Annotated in this window: 19 protein-coding genes; 9 read left to right on the forward strand and 10 right to left on the reverse strand. The window is 59.2% G+C overall.

Going from position 1 to position 21741, the window contains the following annotated elements; translation table 11 throughout:
• Positions 1–84 precede the first annotated feature (84 nt).
• The 5 genes from arcC to KBW81_RS17235 form a co-directional block, all read right to left on the reverse strand.
• Positions 85–1008 (reverse strand): carbamate kinase, encoded by a 924-nt coding sequence (gene arcC, locus KBW81_RS17215; RefSeq protein WP_254249359.1) that lies wholly within the window; start codon positions 1006–1008, stop codon positions 85–87.
• 2 nt (positions 1009–1010) lie between these two features.
• On the reverse strand, positions 1011–2012 hold the full coding sequence (gene argF, locus KBW81_RS17220; protein ID WP_090189095.1) for an ornithine carbamoyltransferase: 1002 nt from the start codon (positions 2010–2012) through the stop codon (positions 1011–1013).
• Positions 2013–2022: 10 nt separating this feature from the next.
• Positions 2023–3240, reverse strand: a complete 1218-nt coding sequence (locus KBW81_RS17225; RefSeq protein WP_254249360.1) for an arginine deiminase — start codon at positions 3238–3240, stop codon at positions 2023–2025.
• Complete coding sequence (locus KBW81_RS17230; protein ID WP_254249361.1) at positions 3237–4676, reverse strand: YfcC family protein; 1440 nt, start codon at positions 4674–4676, stop codon at positions 3237–3239. The genes KBW81_RS17225 and KBW81_RS17230 overlap by 4 nt, the downstream gene beginning before the upstream one ends.
• 406 nt (positions 4677–5082) lie before the next feature.
• A complete protein-coding gene (locus tag KBW81_RS17235) occupies positions 5083–5964 on the reverse strand; it encodes a LysR family transcriptional regulator (RefSeq protein WP_254249362.1) in 882 nt (293 codons plus the stop codon).
• A 13-nt stretch (positions 5965–5977) separates the two neighbouring features.
• On the opposite strand from KBW81_RS17235, the gene KBW81_RS17240 reads away from it, so the two are divergent.
• Both KBW81_RS17240 and KBW81_RS17245 read left to right on the forward strand, forming a co-directional pair.
• Positions 5978–6400 (forward strand): hypothetical protein, encoded by a 423-nt coding sequence (locus tag KBW81_RS17240; RefSeq protein WP_254249363.1) that lies wholly within the window; start codon positions 5978–5980, stop codon positions 6398–6400.
• The gene (locus KBW81_RS17245; protein ID WP_254249364.1) at positions 6387–6584 is read left to right on the forward strand and encodes an MBL fold metallo-hydrolase; all 198 of its coding nucleotides are present in this window, start codon (positions 6387–6389) and stop codon (positions 6582–6584) included. Before KBW81_RS17240 ends, KBW81_RS17245 begins: the two co-directional genes overlap by 14 nt.
• A 391-nt stretch (positions 6585–6975) precedes the next feature.
• Here KBW81_RS17245 and nagB read toward each other — a convergent pair whose 3' ends face one another.
• From nagB to KBW81_RS17260, 3 genes are all read right to left on the reverse strand, one after another.
• Entirely contained in the window at positions 6976–7743 is a 768-nt protein-coding gene (gene nagB, locus KBW81_RS17250; protein WP_254249365.1) for a glucosamine-6-phosphate deaminase, read from the reverse strand.
• 133 nt (positions 7744–7876) lie between these two features.
• Positions 7877–10234, reverse strand: coding sequence for a PIG-L family deacetylase (locus tag KBW81_RS17255; RefSeq protein WP_254249366.1), 2358 nt, complete (start codon positions 10232–10234; stop codon positions 7877–7879).
• A 19-nt stretch (positions 10235–10253) separates the two neighbouring features.
• A complete protein-coding gene (locus tag KBW81_RS17260) occupies positions 10254–11492 on the reverse strand; it encodes an ROK family transcriptional regulator (protein WP_254249367.1) in 1239 nt (412 codons plus the stop codon).
• A 281-nt stretch (positions 11493–11773) separates the two neighbouring features.
• On the opposite strand from KBW81_RS17260, the gene KBW81_RS17265 reads away from it, so the two are divergent.
• From KBW81_RS17265 to KBW81_RS17290, 6 genes are read left to right on the forward strand one after another with little or no spacing between them, the layout of a single operon-like run.
• A complete protein-coding gene (locus KBW81_RS17265) occupies positions 11774–13015 on the forward strand; it encodes an extracellular solute-binding protein (RefSeq protein ID WP_254249368.1) in 1242 nt (413 codons plus the stop codon).
• Positions 13016–13041: 26 nt separating this feature from the next.
• Complete coding sequence (locus KBW81_RS17270; RefSeq protein ID WP_245754204.1) at positions 13042–13956, forward strand: carbohydrate ABC transporter permease; 915 nt, start codon at positions 13042–13044, stop codon at positions 13954–13956.
• Positions 13956–14813, forward strand: a complete 858-nt coding sequence (locus tag KBW81_RS17275) for a carbohydrate ABC transporter permease (RefSeq protein ID WP_090189083.1) — start codon at positions 13956–13958, stop codon at positions 14811–14813. Before KBW81_RS17270 ends, KBW81_RS17275 begins: the two co-directional genes overlap by 1 nt.
• A complete protein-coding gene (gene argH / locus KBW81_RS17280; RefSeq protein ID WP_254249369.1) occupies positions 14810–16309 on the forward strand; it encodes an argininosuccinate lyase in 1500 nt (499 codons plus the stop codon). The genes KBW81_RS17275 and argH overlap by 4 nt, the downstream gene beginning before the upstream one ends.
• Positions 16309–17349: an ABC transporter ATP-binding protein gene (locus KBW81_RS17285; protein ID WP_254249370.1), complete on the forward strand. Its 1041-nt coding sequence runs from the start codon at positions 16309–16311 to the stop codon at positions 17347–17349. The genes argH and KBW81_RS17285 overlap by 1 nt, the downstream gene beginning before the upstream one ends.
• Positions 17346–18428, forward strand: a complete 1083-nt coding sequence (locus KBW81_RS17290; RefSeq protein WP_254249371.1) for an ROK family protein — start codon at positions 17346–17348, stop codon at positions 18426–18428. The genes KBW81_RS17285 and KBW81_RS17290 overlap by 4 nt, the downstream gene beginning before the upstream one ends.
• 10 nt (positions 18429–18438) lie before the next feature.
• Here KBW81_RS17290 and KBW81_RS17295 read toward each other — a convergent pair whose 3' ends face one another.
• Positions 18439–18912 (reverse strand): Lrp/AsnC family transcriptional regulator, encoded by a 474-nt coding sequence (locus KBW81_RS17295; RefSeq protein WP_254249372.1) that lies wholly within the window; start codon positions 18910–18912, stop codon positions 18439–18441.
• Between the two features lie 96 nt (positions 18913–19008).
• Here KBW81_RS17295 and KBW81_RS17300 point away from each other — a divergent pair, with 96 nt between their 5' ends.
• Positions 19009–20457: an aminotransferase class V-fold PLP-dependent enzyme gene (locus tag KBW81_RS17300; RefSeq protein ID WP_254249373.1), complete on the forward strand. Its 1449-nt coding sequence runs from the start codon at positions 19009–19011 to the stop codon at positions 20455–20457.
• On the opposite strand, the gene KBW81_RS17305 is transcribed toward KBW81_RS17300, so the two are convergent.
• The gene (locus KBW81_RS17305; RefSeq protein WP_254249374.1) at positions 20438–21715 is read right to left on the reverse strand and encodes an MFS transporter; all 1278 of its coding nucleotides are present in this window, start codon (positions 21713–21715) and stop codon (positions 20438–20440) included. The genes KBW81_RS17300 and KBW81_RS17305 overlap by 20 nt on opposite strands.
• Positions 21716–21741 lie beyond the last annotated feature (26 nt).

Genomic DNA, 21741 nt, shown 5'->3' on the forward strand with positions numbered 1-21741 from the left:
CGTCGCATCCCCGACGCCTGCTTTGCTTCGTTTTGTCTGTCCTGCGGACGTGGTGATATCTGGCGTCGAATTAGTCGCACCAATTCAAACAGTTGCCGGTTCTGGTAAAATGAGGGTTCCTTTGCGTCCTTCTAAGATGGCCAGAGCGTCGGACAATTGACCGATGCCAGCACGCATCCCGCTATCTTTCACAAAGGCACATGCAGCGCTGACTTTTGGCCCCATTGAACCAGCCGCAAGATCAAGAGAGCCAAGCTCTAAAGGCGTCGTGTTCCCGATGGCGCTTTGGCTCGCGCTGCCAAAATCCCGAAAGACTGCGGCGACATCGGTCAGCAGAAGCAGCGCATCGGCCTGAAGTTCTTGCGCAAGAAGGGCCGCCGTTCTGTCCTTGTCGATGACAGCTTCCACGCCCGTCATCATTCCATCAGTTCCCCGGACCACTGGAATGCCGCCGCCGCCGGCGCAGATTACAGTCTGGCCGTCACCCATCAAAAGCTTGATGGCGTCCACACTCAGGATCCGAAGCGGAAGAGGGGACGGCACGACGCGTCGCAAGTGTCCCGAAGCCTCCTCTATCATCGCCCAGCCGTGTGCTTTTGCAACGACATCGGCTTCGGTCTTTGCATAGACGGGTCCGATCGGTTTTGTCGGTGCCTGAAATGCGGGGTCGTCCGCAGCCACTTCGACTCGGGTTAACAATGTTGCACATTGCGCGCCCGCTGGTAGGGCATTCATCAACTCCTGTTCGATCAGGTAGCCGATCATGCCTTCTGTTTCGGCCCCAAGCACATCTAGCGGCCAAGGCGCGTCAGGGGCATAGGCTGCACCCTGAAGCGCCAACAGGCCGACCTGCGGCCCATTGCCGTGGGCCACAACGATCTGGTGATCGCGGGCAAGTTCCGCCAGTGCGGCAGCGGCAACGCGCACGTTTTTGACCTGCGCGTCAGCCGTCATAGGCTGCCCGCGTTGAAGCAACGCGTTGCCGCCAAGGGCTACGACGATACGCATTCCTAGTTGCCCATCGTGGCGACAAGGACCGCCTTGATCGTATGCATCCGGTTTTCGGCCTGATCAAAGACGATAGAGGCTGCCGATTCAAACACTTCTTCGGTCACCTCCATGCAGTCGATACCGAAGGTTTTGAACGTCGCCTCTCCGACTTCGGTCTCTCGGTTATGGAACGCGGGCAGGCAGTGCATGAATTTGGCATAGGCGTTGCCGGTCAGCGCCATGACCTTTGCGTTCACCTGATAGGGCGACAACAATGCGATGCGGTCGGTCCAGACTGAATCCGGCTCTCCCATCGAAACCCAGACGTCTGTATAGACAAAGTCAGCGCCCTTCAGCCCTTCGGCGTGCTTTTCGGTCAGGGTGATCCGTGCGCCCGTTGTTTCCGCGATTTTGCGGCACTGTGTGACCAATGCTTCGTCAGGCCAGCAGCTGTGCGGGCCGCACAGGCGGACGTCCATACCGATCAACGCGCAACCGATCATGAGCGATGCACCGGTGTTGTTGCCCGCGTCGCCCATAAAGCAAACGGCGATATCGGACAGGTGTTTGCGGGTGAATTCCTGCATTGTCATCAGGTCGGCGAGCGTTTGCGTTGGGTGGAAATCGTCCGTCAGCCCGTTAAAGACCGGCACGCCGGAAAATTCGGCCAGCACCTCGGCGTCTTTTTGACCAAAGCCGCGATATTCGATCCCGTCATAGAAACGGCCCAGCACGCGGGCCGTGTCCTTCATGGTTTCCTTGTGGCCGATATGGCTGCCGGATGGTCCAAGATAGGTGACATGTGCGCCCTGATCGTAGGCCGCAACTTCGAACCCGCTGCGGGTCCGGGTGCTGTCTTTTTCAAAGATCAGCGCGATGTTTTTACGCTCTAGCATGGGGCGTTCATAGCCGCCTGCCTTGGCCATCTTCAGGCTGCTGGCCAGCTGCAAAAGGTGGCGAATTTCGCTGGGGGTGAAGTCCAGCAGCTTAAGAAAGCTGCGGCCGTGCAAGTTCTGTGGCATGGAATATTCCTTAAATTTCGTCGCGGATCAGCGGGCAGGTCATGCAATGAGAGCCGCCCCGTCCACGTCCGAGTTCTGACCCGGGGATTGTGATGACTTCGACTCCGGCTTTGCGCAGCAATGTGTTGGAATGGACGTTCCGTTCGTACCCCACCACCACACCAGGAGAGAGGCAGAGCAGGTTGTTGGCGTCGTCCCATTGCTCGCGCGCGGATTCGTAGGCGTCCCCGCCCGTGGGAATGCTGCGCAGCGCCTTGACCCCAATGGCTTTTGCCACGACGTCCAGAAACGGCTTTGTTTCGACTTCGGCGATGATGCCGCCGTCGTCACCGGGTCGCAGTGTCGTGCAGCGGATCGCGTCGGTGACTTCGGCAAAGACCGTCACCAGATCGCGGTCGCAAAAGGTGAACACCGTGTCCAGATGCATGGACCCGCGTGCGCGGGGAAACTGGCACGCAATAACGCGGGTCGCGCCGCCGCCAGCGAACAGACCCTTCGCAATCTGGCTGACCGCCTGCGGGGTTGTCCGTTCGCCCATACCGATCAAGACCGTGCCATGACCGATGGGCATGATGTCGCCGCCTTCTGACGTGGCCGGGCCGTGGTCGGTCATGGCGTCGCCCCACCAGACCGGAAAGCCTGCGTCCTTAAAGTCGGGATGAAAGCGATAGATCGCAGCAAGGTTCAGCGTCTCTAACCGGCGGGCTGGCCAGTGCATCGGGTTCAACACAACGCCGCCGTAAACCCAAGCCGTCGTGTCGCGGGTAAAGATATGGTTGGGCAGGGGGGGCAACACGAAATCAGCTGGATCAAGCATTGGTGCCAGCACGCCCTTGTCCGCGATGGGCAATTCAGCGCGGGACAGACCACCGATCAGGATTGTGGACAGTTTATTGGCATCGACTTCCATCAGATGCGCCATCAGGTCATCGGCCAGACCGACGCCCACGGTGTTATCGGTCACGCGAGCCGACAGCAGCCAGCGCCGCGCCTCTGGATCGGCCAGTGTTTCGGTTAGAAGCTGGCGCAAAAAGACGACCTCTACCCCGCGATTGCGCATCGCATCGACGAAAGTCATATGCTCGATCCGGGCTTGTTTGACCCACAGCACGTCGTCGAACAGCAGCTCTGCGCAATTGGCGGGCGTCAGGCGCGCCATTTCGGTGCCGGGGGTGTGAACAAGGACTCGGCGCAAAGTGCCCGCCTCTGAATGGACGCCATATTTCATGTGGGGGTTCCTTGCAAAAGCACGCCGATACTCAGCGTGGCCATGACGATGATGGTCAGGCCCAGAAGTACAGGCCAGACAAAGCGCAGCCAACGCTCGTAGGGGACTTTGGCGATGGCGAGGCCGCCCATGACAACGGCAGAGGTTGGCGTAACGAGGTTCACGACGCCCTCTGCGGACTGGAAGGCCGTGACGACCAGCGACCGCGATACGTCCGCAAAGTCTGCGACGGGGGCCAAGATCGGCATCGACAGCACGGCAAGGCCAGAGGTGGAGGGGACGAAGAACGACAACGCGACCTCGATCCAGTACATGACGTTGATGAACAGAACGCGGTTCAGGCCAGCCACGGTGCCTTCGGCCCAGTGCAGGATCGTGTCGGTGATGTGCCCGGCGTCCATGACGACGACGATGCCGCGGGCCAGTCCGATAATCAGCGCCACACCCAGCAGATCGCGTGCGCCGCCAACAAAAGCGTCAACCAGCCCTTTTTCGCCCAGCCGTCCGACAATGCCGATGCCGATGCCGGCGAACAGGAATAGGCCGCTCATTTCAGCCATCCACCAGCCGCCAAGGGATACACCCCAGATCATCACGCCAAAGGTGACGCCTGCTAAAATAAGGACAATTTTGTGCAGGCCGGTAAACAGCGTATCGGTGGTATCTTTGCCCACAAAATGCGCGACGTGCCCGGCGTGCAAATCGCGAACCAGCGACTGCGATGGGTCCGCTTTGACACGTGCCGCATAGCGCATGACGTAGGCGACTGTTGCCGCAAAGGTGACGGCCAGCAGCACGAGACGCAGCACAAGGCCATCGGTAAAGGGCACGCCGGCGGCGTCCGATGCAATCACGGTGGAAAAGGCGTTCACCGTAGACCCCAGCACGCCAATACCAGCGCCCAACATGATCACCGCGACGGCCGTCAACGCGTCATAGCCTGCGGCGATCATCACTGGCGTCAGTAGAACGTAAAAAACCAATGTCTCCTCGGCCATGCCTTCGGTCGTGCCGCCAAGAGCGAAGAGTCCCATTAAGATCGGGATCATCCACTTTTCCCGGCCCTTAAGGCGGGCCATGGCGCGTTTGATGCCTGCATCAATTGCACCCGTCGCCGTGACGACACCAAGGAATCCGCCGATCATCAGGACGAACAAAGCCACATCAATGGCATTGGCTGTATAGCTTGCTGGATCATAAAACCCGGCAATGGGGGCCAGAATGACATCGAAAAAGCCCTGCGGATTGGCGTCCATCGGTGCGTAGGTGCCAGCCATGGGCACGTCTTTGCCAAGGACCTCTGATGCGACACGGTCATATTGGCCCGCAGGGATGATCCACGTCAGGGCTGCCACAATAACAATCAGCGACAGCAGGATCGTAAAGGCCGAGGGGAAATGGAACTTGCGAGGGGTAGGCGCGGATGGTGTCGACATGGATACCTCCTATGAAATCGCTGCAACAGCGCAGGGCCTTAAGGCACCTTTTGCTTAGACGCCCCAAATCTAAGGTGCGCTGATCTGGATCAAACAAGATTCCGAATACCGCTAAGGTTTAGTTTGCAGCAAACAACCCGTCCCGGACGGCGGCATAGCTGCTGATGCATACGGAAACGGCCTTGGATGATTTTAAAAAGGACGTCGCATTCCACACCTTTGGCAGTGTCATCAACAAGTGTCGTAGCAATGCGAAACTTGGGTTTGATGGACAGCTGCGAAGCTATCCCAAAGTACCGTTTTAACGCGTCGTTGATTCAACTGCGGCAGTAAAGCAGGGGCGTATGCATGCTTGTCTGTCTAGTTTAAGCCTTAGCGCAAAGGGTGCCCCAGCTTTTGTAAATCATCAAATTCTACGCCGCTTTTCGGTTTCGACAAGCATTTCAACAAATTTTGAAACTTTTGCGGGGCGGAACCTCGCTGGCGGATAGACCACATAGATACCGCCTGCCCGCAATGTCCAATCAGGCAATACGACTTTAAGCTCACCTGCTTTTAGCGCATCGTATACGGAATAATCTGGCAAAACGGAAAGCCCTCCATCAGCTTTGAGGGCCTTGATTAATGCGGCCGAGGTGTCGAGCATTAAGCCACTTTCAAACCTTACCGTTGCGGTTTCGTTACTGGCGCGGGTAAAGGTCAAAATAGTGGGATCAGTCAGAGCGAGGTTGGCGACAAATTCGGCTTTTTCCAATACATCTTCAGGACGATTGAGCAGCCCGAGGCTGTCGACATATGCCGTGCTTACCACGACGAGTTGTTGAAAATTGCCGATCTTTCGGGCCTGCAAGCTGGAGTCACTTAGCCACCCAACGCGGATCGCCAAATCCAGGTCTTCCGCGAACACATCGTTGATATGATCGCCGAGTTTCAGCGCGAGGCGGCAACTAGGGTAGGCACGGCGAAACGCGGTCACAACTGGCGTTAGAATTGTCGCGCCGTAATCCAAAGGCGCGGCTATGCGCAAAGTGCCCGTTGGGACCTCTGTGGATTGTGACAGCAAATTGAATGCGTCTTCGGCCTCTTTGATGATGTGACGACAGCGCAGGTAAATTTCTCGGCCCGCTTCGGTCGGGGTCACGCTCCGGGTGGAGCGGGTCAAAAGCGTTGCCTTAACCTCTTGTTCTAGATTGGTGATTTGCTGGCTAACAACTGCCTTGGTGATGCTAAGCCGTGTAGCCGCTTGGGTGAACGATCCTGTTTCTACAACAGCAGCGAAGGGTGCCATCCTGGATTCCAGTGTGGCCACCCTTGCCCTGACAGCCGTGGCACAAGACGCACCAGAGCGCGAAATTGAAGTGCTTAAGGCGATCCAAGAGGCCCGCTACGCGGGCGGAAAAGACGTGACATCGCCGGACGTCGTCGCCGCTTTGCCGCATGCGCGCGTCATCGCGGCGTCTGACACAATTGCGGCAATCAACGGCAATGTCGCGAAAAAGATCGAAACATGGAGCCCGCAACTGGGCGACAATGGGCCGAAGTCTATGGACGATGTGGTGATCCCAACCGCGTTTGATGGCCCGTCGTTGATGGTCGACGGACGCACAATCGAGATCGTCGCAGCCGAGGACATGATCAATCGCCGTTACCTTTGGGTCCCTGACCTTCAGGCGGTCATTGGCGGCGCGCTGATTTTTCTCGGGCACTCATGTGTGGACGGCTGACACAGAGACTAAAGACCTGCGGGCGGCTTGGGTCGCGAACCTTGACGCACTTATCGCACGTGCGCCGGACGTTGTTGTGCCCGGTCACATGAGCGTCGATGCGCCGATGGGCGTCGCTGCGAATACGTTCACAAAGTCCTACCTCGAGGCCTTTGAGGAGGAGTTAGACCGGGCCGCAACATAAGAGGAATTGATCGCTGCGATGGTCGCGCGCTACCCAGAACTGGGCACCGGCGGCACACGAGAGATCGGCGCGAAAGTTGCACTGCGCGAGATGGATTGGGGCTGACTTATATGTATAGCTATGCCGCAAGTCACCAGATCGCAGAGAAGCGCCTGCTGCCCCTGTTCGACGGGCAAGTCCCATTATGGCATCGCGACACCATCAACGACCTAACCAAGCGGCACATGCTAGAACGTCTTAGGGCCTTCATTGATTGGGCTAAGAACTGAAATGCTACCATTCATTGAATGCGGACCCATTCTATGGCCTTCGCGTCAAAATGTGGACGATGCGCCTCCATATCGAGGTCAGGCAGTTGCTAAGGTACCGGACTTCGGTGCCAGTTTTAGGTTTAAATTTCATCGGCTCCGCCTGGATGAACAGTTTCATAGTAGTCCCGTAGCTTCAGGTTCGCGGCTGCCGCTTCGTCAATCAGGACGGTTACATTGGCGTGCAATTGTAGCGCAGTGGCCGGGCAGGCGGCAGAGATAGACCCTTCGATCATGCGGGCCACCGCGTCCCGCTTGCCGGCTCCTGTGGCAAGCAAAAGGATGGCACGAGAGTCCAAAATGGTGCCTATGCCCATTGTGATTGCCAGCCGTGGAACGACTTCGTCTGGGCCGAAATATCGGGCGTTGTCGGTCACCGTCTTGTGCGTCAACGTCTTGATACGCGTACGAGACGCAAGAGACGACGTTGGTTCATTGAACCCAATATGTCCGTTCGCCCCTAGTCCAAGAAGTTGTAAGTCGATCCCGCCAGCGGCGGCGATGGCGGCTTCATAGCGCGTAGCCTCTGCTGCGGGGTCCGGCGCGTCACCGCGGGGTAAATGTGCCTGTGCGCCGGGCAGGGCAACCGCGTCGAACAAATGAGTTTTCATATAATAGGCATAGCTTTGCGGGTGTGTGGATGGCAGCCCGACGTATTCGTCTAGGTTAAAGCTGGTGAATGTAGCAGGGCTTTGACCAAGCGCGGTGCGCAGCGCCTCATATACCGGCTTCATGGTGCCGCCCGTGGCTAGGCCTAGTACCGCACGGGGTTGGGCGGCCAGAGTTGCCAAAATCCTGCGCGCAGTTTCCGCACTGGCGGTGGCAGCGTCGGGGAAAATCAGTATCTTCATTTAGACCTCTTTTGTCGCCTGACGGCATGCGAGCGGAGGGCAATGGCCCCAATGCAAGGTAACGCCTGCCATGCCCGCAAAGGCCGCAGCACGCCTGGGTAGGTTCCCAAAACTATTTCCAGCATCTTGGCGTTTAGGCGGGCTGCACGAGGTTACACATCAGCCGGAATGCGCCAGGCACCAACCGGTCCATCTGGTGGTGCAGCACGAGGCTGGTGTGCGTATGACGGCCCGCACCGATCTGGCCGGATACAAGCGCACCGATCAGGGGCTCCTCTGATGCGTCAGACATAGACAACAGGGGGGTGTAAGCGTCATCCCAAGCCGCTGCGAAATAGAGCCCGCGTTCCTTGTCCCAGCCGCCAAAGTCGGCGGCCGTGATGGGATTTGGCCCCGTCAGCAGGGGGTGATCGGGGGTCAGGATCGTGACCTGCGCCGCAGGATCTGTCACGCGCCAGCGCAGCGACGGGGTGCCGATTTTCAAGGGGCGCGGCGGCGTGGTGTCGGCGTTCCAGCCCTGATCCGGGCGTTGATAAAGTGTCACCAGATGCCCGCCGGCATGCACAAATTCGTGCAGCCTTTGGGTGGCAGCAACAAGGTCAGGCCGGTTGCCGAAGCTGACCACGCCAACCAGAACGGTTGTATAGGCGGCGAAGTCTTCGTCCGGTGCGATGTCATCTAGCATGGTGACATCAAGGCCAAGTCGCAACAACCAGCTTCCGACGGAATCGCCGGAGCCGATATAGGCGATCCGTGCGGTTTGCGGCAAAGCTAGGTCCAGCGTCAGAACCTGCAGGCTCGCATCTTCGGGGTACGATACGGTGCCGATGTGGGGGAACTGCGCCTGCGTCACGGCCTGCGCCCTGCGCCCGTCAATCTGCGCCGGTATGGTCGCAAGGCCAGAGCCTTTGCCGTCCGGTGGCGTGATCATCAAAGTGCTCCCCGCGTACTGCACGTCCCAACCGACCGGGCAATGAAAGTCGGGAATTGGGCCAGCGCCGACTGACGCGATCAGCGGCGCGGTATCGCCAATTTGCCGAATGAATTGGAAGGGCCGCACGGCAAAGCGGTGGGCGGGGCCGACAGTCAAAGGCTCTTCTGTATCAACGCGGGTCTGAATTGTCCGGCCAGCGATGGTGGCAGACATGTTAAGCCAACCGGATCCATTCCCCCCCAAAGGGTCGAAATTGGCGCCAAAGGGGGTGGTGAATGGTGCATCTTTTGCTACCTTGATTTGCAGCGCGGCGGTGCCTTTTTCCAGTTTTGTGGCAGGGCCGGTGGCACCTTCGGGCAGATGCGGGGACAGCGTGACGTCAAGGGCGGTGATGGGTGTTGTCTGAACCACGCGCAGCGTTGACGTGCCGCCGGGTATAAGGGCGGCAGGTTCAGCGGTGACGATCAGGGACAGGCCTGCCGCTTCGGCCAAAGCGGCAGCGAGTTCCCGGCGTTTGCGGGTCAGGCGATGGCCGTGGGCCGACTGAAAATCTGGTAAGGCTGCCACTTGCGCGGCTTCCAACGCGGCGTCTGCCTTGGCCAACGCTTCGCGAATTTGCGCGGTTTTGGGAAAGGCGTCTTGCGCCTGTGCGATGGCCTTGGCGGCGACTTGAATCGCGTCTGCCGCCGGACCCGCCAGCGCGGCCAGATCATCTAGCGTCTGGGCAAGCGACTGGGCGATTGTATCTTCTGCCGCGCCGCCGACACGGTGCATCTGCCATGTAGTCTGCGGCGTGTCGGACCAGTGCCCCATGCCCTGCGACGCGTGGCGGGCGCGGGACCATTGCCCGATTTCCTGATATGCGGCGCCCGTCACTGGGTCTTGCAGGTCAGCGGTGACTTGCAGTGTGGCAGGCGGCGGGGGAAGTGCGTCGTCATAGGTCGCACCGCCGCCTGACCACGCCGGCAGGTAGTGATGCGTGACAGTCCAAGGCCCGTTCGGGTGGTCGGTTAGGGCGGCGGGGTCGGCGGCCAAGGCTATCGCCTGTTCTGCCGCACGCGTCATGGCGCGGTGGTGGCCGTGCTGGCCTGGCACGTCAAGGAAGGTCGGCAGCACGATATCTGGGCGATAGCTGCGATAGGCACGGGCCATACGCTCGACCACCAATGCCTCGCCCCAGCGTGCAAAGGTATCGTCGCCGTCTTTGGAAAAGCCGAAATCATGTACGGGATCGTTGGGTCCGAAGCCGACCCATGCGACGTCACAGTCAAGAACGCGCGCGGCTTCTTCCATTTCGCGGGTACGCACCATGCCCAGCAGTCCGCCACGTTCCGGACCGAGTGCATTTTGGCCGCCCTCACCGCGGGTCGAGCAGGCAATCACCACCCGCATGCCACAGCCAAATCGCAGCCATGCCATCAGGCCGCTGTGTTCATCGTCAGGGTGCGCGCCGGTGTTCATCACGGTCAGGACGCTATCCAGCCGCGACAGGGCGCGGGACAGGCGCATTAAGGCTGGCGCGGCTTCGCGGCGGGCAAGGCGATCGTGGGCAGTCATGGCAATCCTTGGCTCGGGGTCAGCGTGTGGACTGATCCTCGGTCTGGTGAAGTTGCGGGGTGATGGCGTTGAAAAAGGGCAGGGCGGCAGCACCAATAGCCGCCGATTCCTGACCGGTCTGACCACGCTGCACACGTGGCAGGGCGCGGTTGCGGCGATTGGCGACGCTGGTGGGGATCGCCAGACGGCCGATCAGATCGTCCAGAATGGCGCGGGGCATTTTGCCGCCCAGAATGACGGTCTGCGGGTCAAAGATGTTTTCCAGCAGGCCAATCATAAGGGACAGATGCGGCGCGGCCTGATCTAACCATGCCAGCAGCGCGGGATCGCCTGCTGCATGCAGGTCATGCAATGCGCCCATGTCCGGCGCGACACCGTCGCGGGTCATCCATTCTGTCAGCGCATGAAGCGAGACATAGCGTTCCAGACATCCGGTCTGACCGCATTGGCAGGGCAAGCCGCCGGGGGCCACGACGATATGGCCAATCTCTCCGGCGTTGCCAAAGGCACCGCGTAGCGGCTGGTCCGCGACGATGCCGCCCATGCCGACGCCGGCACCGAAATAGAGCAGACAGAAATGCGATACGTTCTGGCCAAGGCCAAAGAGCATCTCTCCGACGGCGGCGGCATTGGCGTCATTGTCGACGGTGACGGGAACGCCGCAACGCTGGTTTAGCAGGCGGGCGACGTCGACACCGGACCAGTCGGGCAGGGTGGTGGGGCCGACGCCAGACAGGCCCTCAATCTCGAACGGGCCGGGCATGACGACGCCGATCCCCATGAGCTGGGCTTGGTAGGTGGCGCGCAGGCGGGTGACTGTTTCGCAGATCACGTCCAACACGATATCTGATTTCATATCGGGTAGGGGAAGCTGCTGCTTGGCGCGCAGATTGCCGCCAAGATCAAGCACCACGGCGGTCAGCGCGCCGACAGCAATTTCCAGCCCGATGGTAATCGCGCCTTCGGGGTTGATCGCATATTGAATTGGCGGCAGGCCACGTTCGGTGCGCTTGCGGCCCATATCGATCAGCAGATTTTCGGCCATCAGCTCATCAATAATGTTGGTCACAGCTTGGGTCGAGATATGCGCCAGATCGGCAAGCTCCTTGCGGCCAAGCGCGCCGCCCCGCCGCAAAAGTTCTAGCACCACGCGCCGGTTATGTTCGCGGCTGCGGCCAGGATTTTTACCTTTTGCAGTCCGCGATGGGCGGGGAGGCGGCTTAGATTCCAGTGCGGCGGATGATTTTGGAAATGTCATGTCCGTATCCTTGGGTTTTTCCATCGTTCCGTCGCAAATGCATGACCGCCTAGCGGCCACGTTTTCAAGGGACATGCCGTGGCGTGACCCAAAACAAGGCTCGCATGGTCATTTAATTAACTCAAGTAAATTATCTTATTGACGCACCGCATGCGTTTGGTCCAGCCTGACCCGAAGTCCCGCAGCAGCGTTTGGGGAGCGGTTACAAGAGCGGAGCAGATTCGCCAGAGCCGTCACGTTGCACCAACACACCGGGTTCAACCCACCCAACGGAGGACGACATGAAACGCTTTACCAAGACAGCACTGCTTGCCGGAACAATCATGGCTTCGGCCACAGCTGCCAGCGCGGTGGATATCGAATATTGGCAGTATATCTACGACACCCGCGTCGAGGCGGTGGACCAGTTGATTGCGAAGTTCGAAGAGGCCAACCCCGACATTAACGTCAAGCAGGTCACTTTTCCCTACGCGGATTATCAGACACGCGTTGTTGCCGCGAACATGGCGGGCAACGGACCTGACGTGCTGCAGATGTTCTATGGCTGGACCGATAGTTTTGTGAATGGCGGCGTGTTGCAGCCTTTGCCAAAGGATATGTTCCCGGCAGAACAGATCGAAGCTGACTTCTTTCCGATCGTGACCGCCATGAAGCGGGGCGATGATTACTATGGCCTGCCCACTGCCGTACGTTCGCTGGCGCTGTTCTATAACAAGGCGCTGTTTGCAGAGGCCGGTATCGAAGGCCCGCCAGAAACGCTGGACCAGCTGGTTGATTACGCGTCCCAGATGGCGGTGAAGGACAGTGGTGGCAACTACACCACCGTCGGCCTGACGGTCGAGATGGGCGGGCAGGATCACCAGTGGTGGCGTGAAGTGCTGGTTCGCCAGTTCGGCGGCGCGCCTTATAGCGACGATTATTCCACAGTGACCTACAACGATGCGGCGGGTGCCGCCGCGACGCAGTGGTATACGGACCTGACGACAAAACACGAAGTCGGCTACACTGGCTTTATGGACGAAGGGCAGGCGGCGTTCCGCGCGGGCCGTGCGGCCATGACAATCGACGGCACTTTCCGTCTAGGCTCGTTCCGCGACATCACTGATTTTGAATGGGCCGTGGCAGAACTGCCGGCGAATGCCGACGGTCTGCGGTCAAACTACGCCTCGTATTTTGCGAACGGCATCGGGGCTAAGTCGGAAGGCGAAGAGCTGGAAGCAGCCGCCAAGTTCCTGGCGTATCTGTCCTCGCCAGAGGCGATGCAGCTTTGGCTTGAAGTTGTTGGCGAATTGCCCGCCCGCCCAGAGGTTGCCCTGACCGAGGCGAACTTGGCTGATCCGATCTATGCGCCATTCCTGAAAGGCCTAGAATACGCCCACACGACAACATTCGTCGAAGAACAGGCGCAACGTCAGGTCGCGATGGACATGGCGAACCGTGTGTTCCTGCAAGGGCAATCGGTTGAGGAAAGCGTGGCCGAAGCCGCCGCTGCCGAACAAGCCATCATCGACCGCGCGCGTTAAGCGGCAGCGAGAGGAGCGACGCTGACATGGCGATGGACACGACATCACCGCAATCCGCGCCGCGCCTGTCGATGCGCACGCGGCGCGCAATCTGGGTTTGGGCCTTTTTGGCCCTACCCGTCCTTTTCTATAGTGTCATCCGGTTCTATCCGACGATCGATGCCTTTAGGTTGTCGTTCACTGACTGGAACCTGATGTCAAAGCCCGCCTATATCGGGCTGCAAAACTACCGCGACATGTTTGCCTCGGCCGAGTTCTGGAAGGTGTTTCGCAACACCTTTGCGTATCTGATTATTGGCACGCCGATCAGTCTGCTATTGTCCTTTTTGATCGCCTACTTCCTAGACCGGATCCGGTTTGGGCATACGTTTCTGCGGGCGCTGTATTTCCTGCCGTTTATCACCACCGCTTCGGCGATGGGTTGGGTCTGGCGCTGGTTTTATCAGCCGGCACCGACTGGCGTGATCAATTCGGTGCTGGGCAGTGTTGGTATGGGGCAGCTTGATTTTCTGCGGTCTACCACTTGGGCGCTGCCGTCCATAATGGTGACGGCAATTTGGGCGGGTCTGGGGTTTCAGATCATCATCTTTATGGCGGGTCTGCGGTCGATCCCGCAAACCTATTACGAGGCAGCCAAGATTGACGGCGTTGGTGACTTCGCCATCCTGCGCAAGATTACACTGCCGCTTTTGAAACCGACGACCGTGTTCCTTGTCGTGTTCTCGTCCATCGGGTTCCTGCGCATTTTCGATCAAGTCTACAACATGACCACGAATGATCCGGGCGGCCCGCTTGGAACCACCAAACCGCTGGTGCTGATGATCTATCAGACCGCCTTTAATTCATACCAGATGGGCGCCGCTGCGGCGCAAACGGTCGTGCTGTTTACGATCCTGCTGTTCATCTCTTTGCTGCAACTTTGGATCCTAAGGACACGCTGATGGCCGCAATAGACACAACCCTATCGCCGCCGCTGCCGATGTCGCGGATTAAGCCTGGGCGGATCGTGATGTGGACGGTGTTGTTCATCGGCGGCCTGCTGATGATCACGCCGATCTTGTTCATGTTCTCGACCTCGCTCAAAACCTCGAGCCAGATTTACGATTTGCGCCTGATCCCGCAAAGCCCGACACTGGCCAACTACATCGAGGTCCTGACAGAGGGGCAGTTTCCGCGCTGGTTCTTAAACTCGTCCTTTGTTGCGATTTGCGTGACGGCGTCCAACATCTTTTTTGACAGCCTTGTCGGCTACACGCTGGCGAAGTTCCGGTTTCGCGGGCGCCAGTTCGTCTTTATCGCGATCCTGTCGACTTTGATGATCCCCACCGAAATGCTGGTGATCCCTTGGTATCTGATGTCGGCCAACTTTGGCTGGCTCGACAGCTACTGGGGCATCATGTTTCCGGGGATGATGACGGCCTTCGGCACCTTCTTGATGAAGCAGTTCTTTGAAACTGTGCCTGATGATTTCATCGAAGCCGCACGCATGGACGGCCTGAATGAATTCACGATCTGGTGGAAAATCGCGATGCCGCTGGTCACACCGGCGCTGTCGGCGCTGGCGATCTTTACCTTTCTGGGCAACTGGACCGCTTTCTTTTGGCCGCTGATTTCGACCACGTCCAAGGAACTTTACACGCTGCCTGTCGGCCTAACCAGCTTTGCTGTCGAACAGGCGATCCAGTGGGAAATGATCATGACCGGGGCCGCCATTGCGACGATCCCAACGCTGGTCGTGTTTCTGGTCCTGCAACGCTACATCGTGCGCGGCGTCATGCTTGCGGGCCTCAAAGGATGACCATGACTGATACCACCACCTTTCCTGATCCCGTCTACAAAGACACGGTACTTGGCCCCCTGTTTGATCATGCACGCCATGATCACGCCGAAGGTTTTCGCCGGATCGACCGCGCCCATCTGGTGATGCTGCACCGTACGGGCATCCTTCCTACGGATGCCGCAGCGCAAATCGCGGCTGCCTTGATCCAGATTGACCGCCAGATTGATCCGAACGCCCTGACCTATACCGGTGAGGTTGAAGACTACTTCTTTTTGCGAGAGGCAGAACTGAAGGCACGTGTTGGAGCAGACACGGGCGGGCGCCTACATACAGCGCGGTCGCGCAATGACATTGATCATACCTTGTTCAAAATGTCGCTAAAGGCACGGCTGGACGCCATGCTTGCCGAAGCGCGTGCTTTGCTGTCCGCCTTGGTTGACACTGCAGAGCGAGAAAGCGGCACACTTATTGTGGCCTATACCCACGGCCAGCCAGCACAACCGACAACCTTTGGCCATTACCTGTCCGCCGCGATCGAAGTGCTGATCCGTGACATTGAACGGTTGCAAGAGGCGCGTTGCGCCGTTGATCTATCCTCTATGGGTGCCGCAGCGATCACCACATCCGGCTTTCCCATCGACCGGCAGCTGATGGCGGATCTGCTGGGGTTTGCGGCGCCGCAGCGCAATTCATACAGCTGTATTGCCGCCGTGGATTACATCACCGCAACCTACAGCGCGGTAGAGCTGCTGTTCCTGCATCTGGGGCGGCTGGTGCAGGATTTTCAGGTCTGGTCCAGCTTCGAGGTTGGTCAGATTTATGTCCCGAATGCTTTCGTGCAGATCTCCTCGATCATGCCGCAAAAACGCAATCCGGTCCCGATCGAGCATATGCGCCATCTTGCGTCCCAGACCGTCGGGCGCGCCCGCATGATGAAAGACATCATGCACAACACTCCCTTTACCGACATGAACGACAGCGAAGGCGAGACGCAGGCCGCAGGCTATAGCGCGTTCGAAGTGGGAAGCCGCGTACTGCGTCTGCTTGCGGCCTTTGTGCCAGCATTGCGGATCAACGATGACCGCGTCGCGCAAAACATTGACCGGGCCTGCATCACGATCACCGAATTGGCCGATACGCTGGTGCGGCAGGAAGGTATTTCCTTTCGCCAGGCTCACGAAATCGCAGCTCAAACCGCAAAGGCCGTGGTGGCTGCGCAGCAAAGTCTGGCGGCGGGCGGCTACGAGCCATTCCGAACTGCCTTTCGCGATGTTGTCGGCCGGGACACGCAGATGCAGCTTGCCGGTTTTGCCGAGGCCGTTTCCCCGGCCTACTTCGTACAAGTTCGCGACCGCTTTGGCGGCCCCGCAGCCGCCCCAATGCGCGAGGCAATCGCCGCTTACCGCACAGCCCTAAAAGACTTTGAGCAAACCGCCCAAGAACACGCCGCACGCGCTGACGCTGCGCAACAATCGCTCGACACCGCATTCACTGCTTTGATGGAGACCCGCTAATGGCCAAATTTGAACTGCGCGGTCTGGTCAAGGCCTACGGCAAAACCAAAGTGATCCACGGCATCAATCTGGTGATCCCCGATGGGGAATTCGTTGTCTTCGTTGGTCCTTCTGGCTGCGGCAAATCCACCACGCTGCGGATGATTGCGGGGCTAGAGGAAGTGTCGGGCGGCGAGATCAGGATTGGCGACCGCGTCGTGAACGAGGTTGACCCCAAAGAGCGTAATCTGGCGATGGTGTTCCAGAACTACGCGATCTACCCCCATATGACCGTGCGCCAAAACATCGCCTTCGGGCTTTATACCTCTAAATTGTCCAAGGACGAAAAGGCTAAAAAGGTTGAAGAGGCGGGCGCGCTACTGGGCCTGACGCCGTTGCTGGATCGCCGCCCTTCGGATTTGTCCGGCGGCCAGCGGCAGCGCGTCGCGATTGGACGAGCGATGGTGCGTGATCCGGCAGGGTTCCTGTTTGACGAGCCGCTGTCCAACCTTGACGCCCAACTGCGCGCCCAAATGCGGATCGAGATTAAGGACCTACACCGACGCCTTGGCACCACCATTGCCTATGTCACCCACGACCAAGTCGAGGCGATGACGATGGCCGACCGGATCGTCGTGATGAAAGACGGTCACATCCTGCAGGCCGCCCCCCCGATGGAGGTTTACGATAACCCCGTTGACGTCTTTACCGCCCAGTTTATCGGTACGCCTTCGATGAATATCGTCCCCGCCACGCAAACCGGCGGTGTCGTGACCCTTGCCGAAGGCGCGCCGACCTTGCTGGCAGGTGTGCGCCCGCATGATTTGCTGGTCGGCAGTCAGATTGCAGATCCGGGGTTGACCCTGACCGGCAACGTGACCGCTGTCGAACCGCTTGGCCCAGAAACGCTGGTGCACTTCACAGTGGCGGGCCGGTCGATCATCGCGACGGCTCCTGCCCATGGCACGGTCGCTATTGGGTCAACCGTCACGGCCAAGGCACCGCGCGGCCACGTGCATCTGTTCGATGCCGCGACCGAAAAGGCGATGGGCAGGGCATGATGAATAAGGAACTGCGCACACCCGCCGCAGCGCTGACGCCTGCGGTAAGGGAATGGTTGCCGCGACAATTGCGCCTTGCGCAAGATGTGCCGGACGCGCTGCTGATGGATGCGGGTTGGCTGGACGGGACGGGGCGCTTTACCGCCACGGCCGGGTGCCTGTTTGGCGCAGACATCGGCGGCACAAAGGTGCAATCGGTCCTGACCGATTTAAATGGCACGCTGATTGCAGAAGTCCGGTCCACAACGCCGCCTGAAGGGGGCGACGCCGTGCTGAACCTTGTGACCTCTCATCTATCGCAGATGATGCTCCAAACCGGTGCGCCGCTGCTCGCTGCTGGTGTCGGATTGCCCGGAACAGTGCATCCGGTGACGGGGCACTTGGACCGGGCCCCAAACCTGCGCGGGTTTGATGGGCGCAACATGCGTGCGCTGCTTTCAGATCGCCTAGGCGTGCCAACAGCTGTTGAAAACGACGTGAACTTTGCCGCCTTGGGCGAGGTCTGGCTGGGTCACGGCACCCTGCCGGCGGCCGCATCTGGCGGGCTGGCTTTCGTGGCCTTGGGCACGGGGATCGGCATGGGCCTTGCGTGGGGCGACCGTATTTTGCGCGGGGCGCTTGGTGCCGCAGGAGAGGTCGCAGCCTTACCGATTGGCGGCGATCCTTTCGATCCAGCAACCCGCGGCTGCGGCGCGCTGGAAAGTGTCGTATCAGGCGCGGCACTTGTAAAAGATTACCGCGCCAGTGGTGGCACGCATTCCGGGCAAACATTGCGGGAAATTACAAAAGATGCGCAAATCGATCCTGCACTGGACGCCGTGATGGAGCGTTTGGCGCAGCGCACGGCACTGGCCGTGTTATCCATCGACGCCATCGTCAATCCAGCTGTCTTTGCTTTTGGCGGCGGGATTGGGTCGCAACCCGCACTACTGGCGCGGATAACGGCCGCATTGGCGCAGGCTTTGCCTGACGGGCATCCCATGCCGGACTGCCGCATCAGCCAGCTTGGTAATCGCGCAGGCGTGTTTGGCGCTGTGCGTGCCGCACGGCTGGCCTATGCGGACAGTCTGACGGCATAAGCCTTATGCATTACGCTGGCAGATCGCGGCGATCGGCAATCGCTTCCATCGCGATGTAGGATGTGACGGTTTCCAGCGCCGCGCCTTTGGTCAGGCGTTGATAAATCAGGTCGAAATGGTTCATGTCCCGCGCTGCGATCTTAAGCATGTAATCGTAGTCCCCCGCGATGCGGTAAAAATCGATCACGTTCTCGATCCCCAGCACCGTTTTGCGGAAATGATCGAGCCAGGCGTGAGAATGATCGCGGGTACGCACCATGACGAATACCGTCAGATCAAGCCCGATGGCCTTAAGGTTCAGGCGCACAGTCTGACCCTCAATCACGCCAGCCTCTTTCAGCCGGGTCATCCGCCGCCAACACGCGTTTTGAGACAGACCAACACGGTCTGCGACCTCTCTTTGGGACAGCGACGCATCGCGTTGCAACACGCGCAGGATCGCAACATCGATATGATCTAGGTTGGCAGGGCTTGATTGGGTCATATGATCGAAAATTTCCGCAAATAGCACAAAGTCTGGTGCAGTTTATCGATATCATCTGTGTGAATGTCCATGCAACGGCACTATTTGAGGCAAAAGATGCAGACGACAGGCGGCGGCACCGATTTTTTCACCACATTTGCTCACGCGATTGCGGGCGATGACTATTTGGACCGCTTAAGGGCGGGCCTGATTGGTGAAGGGATTGCGATCCCCGGGCCGCATGGTCCGTTGCCGCTGATCTATGCTGATTACGTTGCATCGGGACGGGCGCTGCGCCAGATCGAGGATGCCATCACTGAGAATGTCCTGCCCTATTATTCCAACGCGCATACAGAGGCGTCCTTTTGCGGACGCATTATGAACCAGTTGCGTGCGCGGGCACGGCAGATTGTGGCGGCGCAATGCGGCGCCGGGGGCGCCCATGCTGTGATCTTTGCTGGGGCAGGGGCGACGGCTGGATTGACGCGGCTCGTTGGATTGCTGGGCATCGATGACATGGTGGCAGCGGGGCGCAAGCCCTGCGTCCTAATCGGCCCTTACGAGCATCATTCGAACATCCTGCCGTGGCGCGAAAGCGGTGCAGAGGTGATTGAGGTTCCGGAGGGCGCGAGTGGAGGTCCCGATCTGGACGCATTGAAGGCCGCATTGATAAACGCGAAAGGCCGTCCCGTTATCGGTGCCTTTTCAGCGGCGTCAAACGTGACGGGTATCGTCAGCGATGTCGCCTCTATCACCCGCCTTTTGAAGGCACATGGCGCGATCAGTGTCTGGGACTACGCCGGGGCCGGCCCCTATGAGGTGATTGATATGGGGCTTGGCATGGACGCGGTTGCGCTATCGCCGCACAAGTTTATCGGCGGGCCCGGTGCCTCTGGTATTTTGATTGTGCGCAAGGATGCGGTCACGCGCACGCGCCCCACCGCGCCGGGGGGTGGCACCGTGCGTTTTGTATCGCCGTGGGGGCATGATTATGCGCAAGACGTTGTTGCCAGAGAAGAAGCGGGCACGCCCAACGTTATCGGCGATATTCGCGCCGCGCTGTGTTTCATCGTCAAAGACGTCATTGGCCAAGACGTCATAAACCAGCGGCTAGAAGCGCTGCGGCAAAGGGCCCTTGCAGTCTGGTCGCATACGCCGGGCCTGCGCATCTTGGGCAATGATCGGGCGCGATTTGTCCTGCCGATCTTTTCGTTTCAGGTGTTTGACGCCGCGGGCGGCGCGGTGCACCCGCAGTTGGTATGCCGAATATTATCAGATCATTTCGGGATTCAAGCGCGGGGCGGTTGTGCCTGCGCTGGTCCTTATGCGCACCGTCTGCTTGGGCTGGACCGGCGTGTGTCAGACAGCTTGCGGGCGTCAATTTTGGGTGGACGAGAGGTCGACAAACCGGGCTGGACCCGGCTTGCCTTTTCCGTGCTGATGGATGACCGCAAAGCCGACGCGATCATTGCGGCTGTGGACCGGATCGCGCGTGACCCGATTGCGTTTACTTCGCTTTATAACGTCGACACAGCCACAGCGCGGTTTACGCCAAGGGCGGCTTAATGGACTTGCTGCGCTGCAAAAGTACCAGCGACGCAAGCGTCACGATGACGCCCGACACAAGGTACAGCGCCGCGGCCCAAAGGCCGAAGGTGCTGACCAGAAACAACCCGACAAAGGGCGCGAAGGCGGCGCCAATGATCCACGACAGGTTCGTCGCCAACGCCGAGCCGGAATAGCGCGTCTCAGGTGAGAAACGGTTCGGTACGATAGAACTGGACTGCCCGTAGGATAGGCCAAATACGAGGAAACCGAGGATGATGTAGACCGATGGCATCGTGTCCAGTGTGCCAATGGTAAAGCACAACGCCAGCGTCAGGATGCTGGCGACAAGTAGCACCGCGCGCGACGAATAGCGGTCTGCCAGTAGGCCGGATGCAATGACGGTACCAATCGCCAAGGTGCCGCCAACCAGTTGCCACAGGATGATGGTCGATATCGCGTGATCGGTGTAAAGCAGCGTGTAGCTGATCGGAAAGACGGTCAGCATGTGCAGCAAGGCGTAGCTGGACAGTGGCAGCAGCGCCGACAGCAAAATCGAGCGCCATTCCACAGCGATCAAATGACGCAGTGGGCTCGTTTTCATCAATGTTTCATCGTCAGAGCCGAAGTCCGTCGTCAGCAGGCGTAGCCGCGCAAAAAGGGACACGACATTCACAGCCATCACCGCAAAGAAGGCAAAGCGCCAGCCGTGGGTGATGAACTCTTCTGGTGTCAGAAATCCGGTCAGAACGTAGAACATGGCCGCGGCGACGCAAAAGCCGATGGGTCCACCAAGTTGCGGCACCATGCCATAGCGTCCAGCGCGGTCTTTGGGGGCGGCGGACTTTAGCTGCAGCGTCAGCCCGTCCCACGACCCACCAAGGCCAAGGCCTTGGATGATGCGCAAAACGGCCAACAGCACAGGGGCAAGTAGGCCGATCTTGTCATAACCGGGCAGCAAGCCAATCGCGACGGTAGAGCTGCCAAGCAGCATCAGGGCCACGGTGATCTTGCCCGCGCGCCCAATACGCCGCTGCAACCGCCGCCCGATCAGGCTGGCGACGGGGCGCGCAAGAAAGGCCAGTGAAAACACCGCAAAGGATGCCAAGGTACCCGGTATGGGATCAAGGAACGGGAAAAACACCGTCGGGAAGACCAGCGCAGAGGCAATCGCAAACACGAAAAAGCCAAAATAATCCGTCACCCGCGCCATCACCACAGTGGTGATAACATCGTCCAGGCGGACGTCTTGTTTGATTTCAGCTTCTGCCATCGCCATAACTTTGATCCCCTTAATATCTTGAA

Origin of the sequence: Loktanella salsilacus (assembly GCF_024206795.1) — a bacterium.
Classification (GTDB): Bacteria; Pseudomonadota; Alphaproteobacteria; order Rhodobacterales; family Rhodobacteraceae; genus Loktanella; species Loktanella salsilacus.

Coding starts and splice junctions, on each gene's coding strand:
- nagB (WP_254249365.1), bottom strand. CDS start 7,743: ATGAAGATACTGATTTTCCCCGACGCTGCCACCGCCAGTGCGGAAACT.
- KBW81_RS17230 (WP_254249361.1), bottom strand. CDS start 4,676: ATGTCGACACCATCCGCGCCTACCCCTCGCAAGTTCCATTTCCCCTCG.
- KBW81_RS17305 (WP_254249374.1), bottom strand. CDS start 21,715: ATGGCGATGGCAGAAGCTGAAATCAAACAAGACGTCCGCCTGGACGAT.
- KBW81_RS17295 (WP_254249372.1), bottom strand. CDS start 18,912: ATGACCCAATCAAGCCCTGCCAACCTAGATCATATCGATGTTGCGATC.
- KBW81_RS17270 (WP_245754204.1), top strand. CDS start 13,042: ATGGCGATGGACACGACATCACCGCAATCCGCGCCGCGCCTGTCGATG.
- KBW81_RS17290 (WP_254249371.1), top strand. CDS start 17,346: ATGATGAATAAGGAACTGCGCACACCCGCCGCAGCGCTGACGCCTGCG.
- argH (WP_254249369.1), top strand. CDS start 14,810: ATGACCATGACTGATACCACCACCTTTCCTGATCCCGTCTACAAAGAC.
- KBW81_RS17300 (WP_254249373.1), top strand. CDS start 19,009: ATGCAGACGACAGGCGGCGGCACCGATTTTTTCACCACATTTGCTCAC.
- KBW81_RS17260 (WP_254249367.1), bottom strand. CDS start 11,492: ATGACATTTCCAAAATCATCCGCCGCACTGGAATCTAAGCCGCCTCCC.
- KBW81_RS17255 (WP_254249366.1), bottom strand. CDS start 10,234: ATGACTGCCCACGATCGCCTTGCCCGCCGCGAAGCCGCGCCAGCCTTA.
- KBW81_RS17225 (WP_254249360.1), bottom strand. CDS start 3,240: ATGAAATATGGCGTCCATTCAGAGGCGGGCACTTTGCGCCGAGTCCTT.
- arcC (WP_254249359.1), bottom strand. CDS start 1,008: ATGCGTATCGTCGTAGCCCTTGGCGGCAACGCGTTGCTTCAACGCGGG.
- KBW81_RS17285 (WP_254249370.1), top strand. CDS start 16,309: ATGGCCAAATTTGAACTGCGCGGTCTGGTCAAGGCCTACGGCAAAACC.
- argF (WP_090189095.1), bottom strand. CDS start 2,012: ATGCCACAGAACTTGCACGGCCGCAGCTTTCTTAAGCTGCTGGACTTC.
- KBW81_RS17235 (WP_254249362.1), bottom strand. CDS start 5,964: ATGGCACCCTTCGCTGCTGTTGTAGAAACAGGATCGTTCACCCAAGCG.
- KBW81_RS17265 (WP_254249368.1), top strand. CDS start 11,774: ATGAAACGCTTTACCAAGACAGCACTGCTTGCCGGAACAATCATGGCT.
- KBW81_RS17275 (WP_090189083.1), top strand. CDS start 13,956: ATGGCCGCAATAGACACAACCCTATCGCCGCCGCTGCCGATGTCGCGG.